We start from the raw sequence: 9,725 nt of genomic DNA, 5'->3' as shown, positions 1-9,725 counted from the left end.
CTTGGCCCTCCTTTTCGGAGGCACGATCGCTGGGCGGTCGGCCAGCGGTGTATTCGCGGCGATAGCCTCACCCCACCCGCAGCTCGGTGTCGCCGACCGCGACGATGTCGCCGCGCACGAGCTGACGGCCTCGGCGGTTCTCGGCCTCACCGTTTACCCGGACCTGGTCGTTCTCCAGCAGTGACCGCGCATCGGAACCGACGTCGATCACGTCGGCCAGCTTCAGGAACTGGCCGAGCCTGATGGAGTCGGTGCTGACCACAACTTCGCGCATTCCGACATCATCGCGCGTGCCCGGGGCCGGCACCCGCCAGACCCCGCGGCGCGGTCCGTGTGCCCAGGGCGGGAAGTCGTTGCCGCCAAACCCGACAACGGTGTGGCCCGCTAACCTCGGAGTCATGTACCTCGGCTACATCATCGTCGGTGCGCTGCTTGCGGCGGTGCTGCTGAGTTCGGCGGCGGCCAAGCTGACGAAGGCCGAGATGGTCGTGGACAGCCTCACCGGCATCGGCGTTTCCCTGAAGCTGTTCCCCTTCCTCGCGGGGTGCGAGATCGCCGGGGCGGCCGGGCTCGTGGCCGGGATCTGGTGGGCCCCGCTCGGGATCGCCGCCGCGGTCGGTGTCGTCCTGTACTTCGTCGGCGCAGTCGGGGCGCATCTCCGCAAGCGCGACCTGCAGGGCGCGCAGACGCCCGCGGTGTACCTGATCTTCGGAATCGCGGCGCTCGTGCTCCGCGTCGTCTCCCTTTAGGACACTCAAACCCCCAACGTCGTTCGGGAACTGTCTACACAGGGCGCTCATCCTCGGCTAGTCACACTTGTGGGTGATTCTCAATCTTTGACACAAGTTTGACAGTCTTTGTGCAATCCCGAGAGCATCTCGCTTCATGTTGATCAGTGGGCGCGCACTGACCGCGTAATCGACTTTCCCCGCCTGACTGGGGAGAGCTGTGCCCGCTGGGGGCACGGAACAGCAACCGAGAACCGGAGTATCGATGCGCCTGAAATCGCCGAGATGGCGAAAACTCCTGACCGGCAGTGCCGCGCTGGCGCTGGCGGCGGGAGCCATCACCTACACCGGCGCCACCACCAGCGCCTACGCCGACGTGCAGGTCAAGACGGACTCGAAGACGGCGTCCGACGGCAAGTCGTACTGGGTGCAGAACCACCTGGTCGGCAGCGATCTCGCCAAGATCAAGTCCGAAGGTGCGCAGCGCAAGGAATGGCTGCTCGTCTGGGCTGGTGACGAGAACGTCGCCGACACCGCGGTCAAGGACGTGAAGAACCTGCCGGGCACCGTCGCGGGTGGACTGAACAAGGTGAAGAACGCCTTGCCAGGCCCCGACTTCCTGGCGGTCATCGACGCGACCAAGGGATCCTCCACCTACGGCAAGGTGGTCAACACGGCCACCGTCGGCCCGCTGGTGGAGAACGAGCCGCACCACATGCAGTACGTGTGGAACAAGGGCGACACCGTCTACGCGGGCGCGCTGTTCGCGGCGGCCACGTATGCGTTCGACGTCAGCGCGCTGCCGGAGTTGAAGCTCAAGGGCATCAGTTTGCCCACGCAGACACTCGGCGGTTCGGTGCCCGACGCGTACTGGACGCTCAAGGACGGCACGTCCTACGGCACGTACATGGGCGGCCCGGTGGTACCCGGTCCGTACACGTATGCCAACGGGCAGACGGTGGTGGGCAACGGGTTCGCCGGCAGTCCCGGTGAGGTCGTCCACTTCGGACAGAACGGCGAGGTGCTCTCCCAGACCTCGGCCGCGACCCCGCAGGGCGACAACTCCAAGGTCTGCGACAACCTCCCGCAACTGGGGCAGGCCACCTGCGCCAACCCGCACGGGATCCAGGCCCGCGAGGACCTGAACACGCTGGTGACCAGCGACTACGCCGAGCCGAGAAACATCATTCTCGACCCGGTGAAGCAACCGTCGCCGTACCTGCGCCGGCCCACCGTGCGGACCTGGGACATCAGCGACCGGAACAATCCGAAGCTGAAAGCGGTTTCCTACCTGCCGACCGGTCCCCGGGCGAACGACTATGACCCGTTGTACCGCGAGGACAGCGCGGTCATGGAGACCACGGTGACCAACCTGCCGGGGCACAAGGGCGCCTTCGCCCAGTCCATGCAGGGCGGTGCTGTGTTCTACACGCCGGACATCACCGCGGCCGAGCCGCATTGGTACGAGGTGTTCGACGACGGGGCCGCGAACAAGGGCTTCTCGCCGAACAACGACAGCATCGGGGCGAGCTCGAACGCGGGCTGGATCCAGACCAGCCCGGACGACAAGTTCCTGTACCACGCGATCGTCGGGCGGCAGAAGGGCACGCTCGGGCCGGATGATCCCGGCACGGTCGGCGGCGTCTACACCCTCAACATCGAGAAGCTGCTGGCGGCGGGCCCGAACTGGGCCGGTCCCGGGATCCAGACGAAGGAACAGGCACAGAACGGTGGTGGCGGCGTCCTGCCGACGCTCGCCGGTGCCGCGGCCATCAACCCGGGGACCCCGGGCGCCGGTCCGCACTGGGGTACCTACGACCACTTCACCCTGGGGTCGGACGGGTACTACCACAACACCGACGACGTGAGCCGGTTCGCGGTGTCGAACTACTTCGTCGCACGGTCCGGTTTGGACGGTGACCACAAGGTCAACATCGTGAACCTGAGCCCGGACGGCGGCCTCGCCGTCGATCAGAGTTTCCGGGACGAGTTCACCGGCCAGGTTGGCATCAACTTCAACCGGAAATCCTGGCCACACGGCGATTTCGGGAACGCCAAACCGCACTCGGAGCTCTTCGTGGTTGCCGACGCGGATCTGAAGTAACCCCCTGAACGCGGACAGCCGGCGTTTCGCCACGGCCAAGGCGGCGAAAAGCCGGCTGTCCGCCCTCTCGAAGGGCTTGTGATGGATCACGGGACGCACGGTGCGACGGGATCGGTGACCCTCGACGTCACCGCGTTGCTGCTGCGCCTGGTGCTGCTGCTGGCGACCGCGGTGGTCGCGGGCGGCGGCTTGTTCGAGGCGAAGCCACGTTTCGTGCTCGCCGGTGTCTCCGCTGTTTCGGCGGTGGTGTCGGCGATCTTCTTCGACGTCAACGTGGTGGCCGCGGTCATCCACGCGTTGCTCGTGCTGGCCGTGCCGGTGCTACTGGCGCGCCGACTGCCGGTGGCGAGGTGGATCGCACTGGCATTGCTGGTGCTCGTGGTGGTCGAAACGTCGCTCGGGCGTTCGGGTATCGAGTTCGCGGCCGACACCGTCTACGTCGCGGGTGCCACGGCGTGGTTCGGATTGGCCCAGTTGAAGGAAAAGCCGCCCCGCTACGGCGCGCTGACGTTGTCGCTGGGGCTGTTGCTGGTGGTCGCGGGCGCGGGACAGTTGCTGCTGTCCGGTGTCGCGTTCGACCGCCGGCTTTACGAGACCCTGTTCGGCTGGTCGCTGGTCGCAGTGGTGGTGCTGCCGCTGGCCGTGCTGTTCGTGCGCGGCCGCAGCTGGGGGATCGCCGGGATTGCGGTCGCGTTCCTGGCCTGGACGACCTTCGTGGCGCTGCCCGCGCCGGCCGCGCTGCCGGTCCCGGGCGTGCCGCTGCTGACCACGGCCTCCCTTGGGGGACAGGACATTCCGGTGCTGGTGAGTCCGCAGCGACCGGGCCGCAACCTGGTGCACGTGCCCGCTGCCGCCGGTGCCGGGCTGACCGTTGCCGGTGTCCCGCTGACACAGCGTGCGGGCGCGGAGGGCTATTGGGCGGAAGTCGATCTGCCCGCAGGCCGGACGGATCTGCCGGTCGCGAACGGTACGGCGTCGGCGTCGTTCGAAGTGGACGCGGGCGAGGGGCCGCCGGTGGTGACCGGGCCGGACTCGCCGGAATGCGCGTCCGCCGCGCTGGGCGGGCTGGTCGCCGGCCGGCACGAACCGCTCAACCGTTGCCCGGCGGACTATCTGTCCGATGACGACGCCGACGCCCTGCGCAAGCTGGTCGGCTTCCTCTCCGCACGGCACACCGGAACCATCCAGCTCGTCGGCGACACCTCGCGCCGGGGCGCCGCCGCGGCCGACGTGGTACGTACTTCGGCTCAACAGCAAGGATTGCAGGTGGTCGACGCCCCGCAGCAGAACGCCGCGCTCGTCGTGGTGTCCGGCTGGGCACCCGCCTACGACACATTGGTCCAGGCCGCGCGGGAGCAGCGTTCGGCGCCGACCTACCTCTACGGGCTCTACCTCGCGCCGTGGTTGCTGACCGGCCCGATCGTCAACACCGTTTCGGCGTCGACGGTTCCGTTGCGGTTCGACCCGCGCGAGCAGACCGCGGTGACCTACGCGGTCTCCCTCGGCGACGCTTTCGGCGGGGAGAACCCGACGGTGGACGGGTTCCGCCAGTGGCTCGGCACGTCCGAGCCACTACAGAAGGTGCAGCTGTTCTCGTCGGCGCAGGTGAACGCGATGCCGATGAATCCGGGCGAGCCACAGGCGCCGGGAATGCCGATGATCGGCGAAGGCGCCGGGCACTGGATCCCGGACGCCACCGTGGTCCCGGTGAGTTTCCCGCTCGAATGACGGGCGGGCAGGAGAAAGGAGAAAGGGTGCGGAGAGTGGTTTCGCGGGCGCTGGTCGCCGGTGCGGTCGGCGCGGCCGTGTTCGCGCTGGGCAGCGGCATCGCCAGTGCCGACGAGACGCCGATCTGGCTGGTGCCCGGCGTGGATGCCGGGTCCGTGCTGGATCCGACGATCGGTCTGCCGACCGCGGCGCTGGCCCCGGTCGACAGCCTGCTGACGTTCCTGGCCGGCTGAACGAAAGGAATGACCCGATGAAGAAGACCCTGGTCCGCGGACTGGCCGCGACCGTGCTGGCGGGCCTCGCGCTGGCCGGTGCGGCGGCTCCGGCACTGGCCGCCGAGGACAACGGCGGGGTGGCCGTGGTGGACGAGCCGGATACCAGCCAGCTCAACAACATCTACACGTTCGCCCCGCTGGGCGTGCCGGTGCTGGGGCTGGTCCGTTCGATCAACGCGGCGCCCGGCAAGATCCTGCCGAGCTTCGGCTCCTGACGGCCCGGAGACCCCGCGCCGAGGCGACGGCGCGGGTCATCCATGGGTGCGGCGCTCGTCACGAAGCTGGTCCTTCGATGATCACAAGGTGTCACCGGCCACCGCTCCGGATCAAGGAGTGAGACGGTGTGTGAAACAGCTTCACAAGGTTTTAACGTATTCCGTGGTTCGTCCCCCGAAACCCCTTTTGGAGCCCTGATGTCCGCGACCACCGAGCGACCAGCCGCCGGGCGGTTCCTGCTCTCGTCGCCCACTTCCTGTGCTGCACCGACCCCCGCGCCGGAGGAACCGGTCCGCGTGGTGCCGCTCGTCATCGCCGCGGTGCTGGCGGTCGCCGCGAGCTGGTACGTGTGGGCCTCATACGGTGCGAAGTTCGGTGCGCTGCTCGTGGTCGGGCTGCTGCTGGGCTTCGCGCTTTTCCACTCCCGCTTCGGCTTCACCTCCGCTTGGCGCCAGCTGATCGCGGTCGGCAACGGTGAAGGGCTGCGCGCGCACACGCTGTTGCTCGGCACGGCCGCCACGCTGATCGCGCTCATCGCGAGCACCGGTGCCGGACTGTTCGGGGTGACGCCGAAGATCACCGCCAGCCCGATCGGGCTCGCCCTGTTCGTCGGGGCGTCCTTGTTCGCGATCGGCATGCAGCTGGGCGGGGCCTGCGCGTCCGGCACGCTGTTCGCGGTGGGGGCCGGGCAGTCGTCGATCGTGCTGACGCTGTTCGGCTTCGTCGCCGGTTCCGTGCTCTACACCTGGGCGTACCCGATCTTCACCGGCTGGCCACAGGTCTCGGGTTTCCTGCTGTCGGACCACGTCGGCTGGCTCGGCTCGTGGGCGATCACCATCGCGGTGCTGCTGCTGGTCGTGCTCGTGACGCGGGTCGTGCAGGCGCGCCGCAACCCGCCGCCGGTGGACGCGGTGCCCACCGCACGCGGGTTCGCCCGGATCTACCGCGGTTCGTGGCCGTTGCTCGTCGGCGCGGTCGTGCTGGGGGTGCTGGCCGCCGCGGTGGTGCTGGTGTCCGGCGGGACCTGGGGCGTGACGTTCGCGTTCGGGCTCTGGGGCGCGAAGCTGTTGCAGCTGCTCGGTTTGCACCCGGAGACCTGGGAGTTCTGGCAGACGACCAGCAACGCCAAGTCACTTTCCGGTCCGATTTGGACGGACAAGACGAGCCTGACCGACATCGGCATCATCCTCGGTGCCGCGGTCGCCGCGTCGCTCGCGGGCACCTGGCGGTTCCGCTCGGAGATCCCTTGGCGGACAGCGGTTGCGGCGATCCTGGGCGGGATCCTGATGGGCGTCGGCGCACGGCTGGCCGGTGGCTGCAACATCGGTGCGTACCTCGCGGGCATTTCCACCGGCAGCTTACAGGGCTGGCTGTGGGGCATCTTCGCGCTCGGTGGCACGTGGGTCGGGCTCAAGCTGCGCCCCTTGTTCGGGCTGACGAACCCGGTGCCCTCCGACGGCGTCTGCTGAAGCAACGGAGCCCCGTGCTGTCGCCTCAGCACGGGGCTCCCGCACATCAACCCACGATCCCCGAGTCGTGCAAGCGAGCCAGTTCGGCGTCGGAGAGGCCCAGTACCTTCGACAACACTTCGTCGGTGTTCTCGCCGAGCGATGCCGCGACGGTCGTGCCGCCATACTCGCCGTTCCAGCGCAACGGTGAACGCGCGCTCGGCACTTCGCCGATTCCCGGCTGGTCCACTGTGGACAGTACCGGCGCCGGATCCGCAGCCACCTCGGGCATCCCGCGGTAACGGCCCCACAACACTCGTGCCGAGTCGAGGTCCTGGCTCACCTCGGCCAGGCTCCGGCCGGCGAACCACGGCCGCAGGATCGCCGAGATGGTCTCCCGGATCCGGTACCGGTCGGCCTCCAGGTTCAGGTCCACGTTCAGCGCCTGCTCCAGCGCGCTGAACACCTCCTGTGTGCCGGTCACCTTGCGCAGCGCGGCCCACTGGTGCTCGGTCAGCGCGACGACCATCACCCGCTGCCCGTCGCTGGTTTCGAAGTCGATCCCGAAGCTGCCGTACACGTGATTGCCGTGCTTCGGCCGCTCGGCCCCGCGGAACTGCGCTTCGCCGAGCCAGCCCAGATTCGCCACCCCAGCGAGCGCGACGTCGGCGAGCGCCAGTTCGAGGTAGGCGCCTTTGCCGGTGCGCTCGCGCTCGTACAACGCGGCCAGCACGCCCGTCGTCACGGTCATCCCGGTGACCAGGTCCCACGCCGGGAGCACGTGGTTCACCGGCGCCGCTTCGGATTCGCCGCCGGTGATGGTCGGGACGCCGACCTCCGCGTTGACCGTGTAGTCCACTGCCGGGCTGCCGTCCGCGCGGCCCTGCAGGTGTAGGTGGATCAAGTCCTCCCGGCGCGCGGAGAGGTTCTCGTACGACAGCCACGGCCGGCCGACCACGTTGTCCACGAACACCCCCGCCTCGGCGATCAGCGCCGTGACCAGCTCACGGCCTTCGTCAGAGCGCAGATTCACCGCCACGGAGCGTTTTCCGCGGTTGAGCGCCGTCCAGTACAGGCTGGTGCCGCCGGGCGCGACCGGCCACCGGCGGTAGTCGGCCGCGCCGCCGATCGGGTCGACGCGGATCACGTCCGCGCCCAGTTGTCCCAGCATCAGGCACGCCGAAGGCGCCGCGACGAAACTCGCGCACTCGATGACCCGCAAGCCGTTCAGGGCATTCATGCGGCCCTACCTTCAAGGACGCGGCAAGCCGCGGCAGTGTCGTCGGCCAGCATGACGTCGATGATTCGCTCGCAAGCGTCACTCATGCGGCCTCCTCTCCGGACCCGGCAAGCCGCGGCAGTCTCACTACGTCGGCCGGCATGGCGCTGGATGATTCACTCGCAAGCTCGCTCATGCCACGCGCTCGAAGATCGCGGCGAGGCCCTGGCCACCGCCGATGCACATGGTTTCCAGCCCGTAGCGGGCGCCGCGCCGCCGCATCTCGCGCACCATCGTCGTCAGGATCCGCACCCCGGTGGCGCCGACCGGGTGGCCGAGCGAGATACCCGAGCCGTTGACGTTCAGCCGCTCGAAATCGGCTTCGCCGAAACCCCATTCGCGGGTGCAGGCCAGTACCTGCGCGGCGAACGCCTCGTTCAGCTCGATCAGGTCGATGTCCTTGAGCTCCAGCCCGGCGTGGGCCAGCGCCTTCGCCGTCGCGGGAACCGGGCCGATGCCCATGGTGCGCGGCGGAACCCCCGCGCTCGCCCACGACACCAGGCGTGCGAACGGTTGCAGTCCAAGCTGTTCCGCTTTGTCCACAGTGGTCACCAGGCAGGCGGCGGCGCCGTCGTTCTGCCCGCTCGCGTTGCCCGCCGTGACGGTCGATTCCGGGTCCTGCTTCGCCAGGACGGGACGCAACGCACCGAGCGACTCCATTGAGCTGTCCGCGCGCGGATGCTCATCGCGGTCGGCAATCGTGTCCGGTTTGCCGCGCTTGCCGGGCAGGGTCACCGGCACGATCTCCTCGGCGAACCGGCCGTCCTCGATCGCTGCCACCGCGCGCTGATGTGAGTGCAGCGCCAGCAGATCCTGTTCCGTGCGCGAGATCTGGTACTCGCGGCGCAGGTTTTCCGCCGTCTCCAACATGCCGCCGGGGACAGGATGGTTCGCGCCACCCGCGGTGACCCGGCCGCGCGCGAGCCTGTCTTTCAGCTCCACACCGCCGCCGCGCACGCCCCAGCGGATCGAATCGGTGTAGAACTCGACCCCGCTCATGCTCTCGGCGCCGCCGGCCACGACGATTTCCTGCACGCCGGTCTGCACGCGCATCGCCGCGTCGAGCACCGCCTGCAGTCCCGAGCCGCACCGCCTGTCCACCTGTACGCCGGGCACGTCCACCGGCAGCCCGGCGTCGAGCGCCGCGACCCGGCCGATCGCGGGCGCCTCGCCGTTGGGGTAGCACTGACCGAAGATCACGTCCTCGATCGCGTCCGGTGCGACCCCGGTGCGCTTCACCAGTTCGCCGATCACCGTCGCCGCCAGCGAGGCCGCCGGGAGGTCCCGGAACACACCCCCGTACCGGCCGACCGGAGTGCGAATCGGTTCGCAGATCACGACCTCGGTCATCGCGCCGCCTTTCTGATCCGTGCGGCCGGTCTTGTCCCGGCCAAGCTCCGCTGCCTACAGTAGAGCGAACGCTCGTTCGTGCCAAGGAGGGTGTGATGGACCGGCTCGAAGCCAGGCTGCGCCGGCTGGAGGACGTGCACGAGATCGGCCAGCTCCGGGCGCGCTACTGCCAATACCTCGACGACGGCCGGTGGGCGGAGTTGGCCGCGTTGTTCACCGAAGGCGGCGCCTTCGTCGGCCTGTCCACCGCACGCGGGCGCGAGGCGTTGCGCGAGTTCTTTCCCGGGCTGCAACGGGGTTCGCTGAGCGCGTGGTGGCATTTCAGCGCCAACGAGACGATCGACGTGGACGGCGACACCGCGAGCGGCGAAACCTGGCTGTACCAGCCATGCGTCGTCGACGGCGAGGCGCATATCGCCGCCGGCCGGTACCGCGACCTGCTGGAACGGCACGGAAAACGCTGGCTGTTCGCCGAACGTCGGGTCACGTTCTTCTTCTGGGTTCCCACTTCGCAGGCGTGGGGCCCGGGGGCGATCGGCTGGCCGCCCGCCGCCGGCGCACTCGATGCGCGCTACGAGAAGTGAGTTTGCGCACGCG

10 protein-coding genes are annotated in these 9,725 nt (G+C 68.9%); 7 read left to right on the top strand and 3 right to left on the bottom strand.

Features of this window, described 5'->3' with window-relative positions; genetic code table 11:
* Positions 1-67: 67 nt before the first annotated feature.
* A complete protein-coding gene (locus tag VHD82_RS06420; protein ID WP_325697987.1) occupies positions 68-274 on the bottom strand; it encodes an RNA-binding S4 domain-containing protein in 207 nt (68 codons plus the stop codon).
* A gap of 124 nt (positions 275-398) precedes the next feature.
* Here VHD82_RS06420 and VHD82_RS06415 point away from each other — a divergent pair, with 124 nt between their 5' ends.
* The 6 genes from VHD82_RS06415 to VHD82_RS06390 all read left to right on the top strand — a co-directional run bounded on the left by VHD82_RS06415 (position 399) and on the right by VHD82_RS06390 (position 6,520).
* Entirely contained in the window at positions 399-749 is a 351-nt protein-coding gene (locus VHD82_RS06415; protein ID WP_325697985.1) for a DoxX family protein, read from the top strand.
* A 244-nt stretch (positions 750-993) separates the two neighbouring features.
* Positions 994-2,832: a hypothetical protein gene (locus tag VHD82_RS06410; RefSeq protein ID WP_325697983.1), complete on the top strand. Its 1,839-nt coding sequence runs from the start codon at positions 994-996 to the stop codon at positions 2,830-2,832.
* Positions 2,833-2,913: 81 nt separating this feature from the next.
* Positions 2,914-4,560, top strand: a complete 1,647-nt coding sequence (locus VHD82_RS06405; protein WP_325697981.1) for a hypothetical protein — start codon at positions 2,914-2,916, stop codon at positions 4,558-4,560.
* Between the two features lie 26 nt (positions 4,561-4,586).
* Entirely contained in the window at positions 4,587-4,793 is a 207-nt protein-coding gene (locus VHD82_RS06400) for a hypothetical protein (RefSeq protein ID WP_325697979.1), read from the top strand.
* Between the two features lie 17 nt (positions 4,794-4,810).
* On the top strand, positions 4,811-5,050 hold the full coding sequence (locus VHD82_RS06395; RefSeq protein ID WP_325697977.1) for a hypothetical protein: 240 nt from the start codon (positions 4,811-4,813) through the stop codon (positions 5,048-5,050).
* Between the two features lie 198 nt (positions 5,051-5,248).
* Positions 5,249-6,520, top strand: coding sequence for a YeeE/YedE family protein (locus VHD82_RS06390; protein ID WP_325697975.1), 1,272 nt, complete (start codon positions 5,249-5,251; stop codon positions 6,518-6,520).
* Positions 6,521-6,566: 46 nt separating this feature from the next.
* On the opposite strand, the gene VHD82_RS06385 is transcribed toward VHD82_RS06390, so the two are convergent.
* Together VHD82_RS06385 and VHD82_RS06380 are read right to left on the bottom strand one after the other, a co-directional pair.
* A complete protein-coding gene (locus VHD82_RS06385; protein WP_325697973.1) occupies positions 6,567-7,739 on the bottom strand; it encodes a CoA transferase in 1,173 nt (390 codons plus the stop codon).
* A 171-nt stretch (positions 7,740-7,910) separates the two neighbouring features.
* The gene (locus VHD82_RS06380) at positions 7,911-9,128 is read right to left on the bottom strand and encodes an acetyl-CoA C-acetyltransferase (protein WP_325697971.1); all 1,218 of its coding nucleotides are present in this window, start codon (positions 9,126-9,128) and stop codon (positions 7,911-7,913) included.
* A gap of 95 nt (positions 9,129-9,223) precedes the next feature.
* Here VHD82_RS06380 and VHD82_RS06375 point away from each other — a divergent pair, with 95 nt between their 5' ends.
* The gene (locus tag VHD82_RS06375) at positions 9,224-9,712 is read left to right on the top strand and encodes a nuclear transport factor 2 family protein (RefSeq protein ID WP_325697969.1); all 489 of its coding nucleotides are present in this window, start codon (positions 9,224-9,226) and stop codon (positions 9,710-9,712) included.
* Positions 9,713-9,725 lie beyond the last annotated feature (13 nt).

Source organism: Amycolatopsis sp. (assembly GCF_035546795.1).
Classification (GTDB): Bacteria; Actinomycetota; Actinomycetes; order Mycobacteriales; family Pseudonocardiaceae; genus Amycolatopsis_E.
Note: the sequence above shows the minus strand (reverse complement) of the source record. Positions and strands in the feature narration are given on the sequence as shown.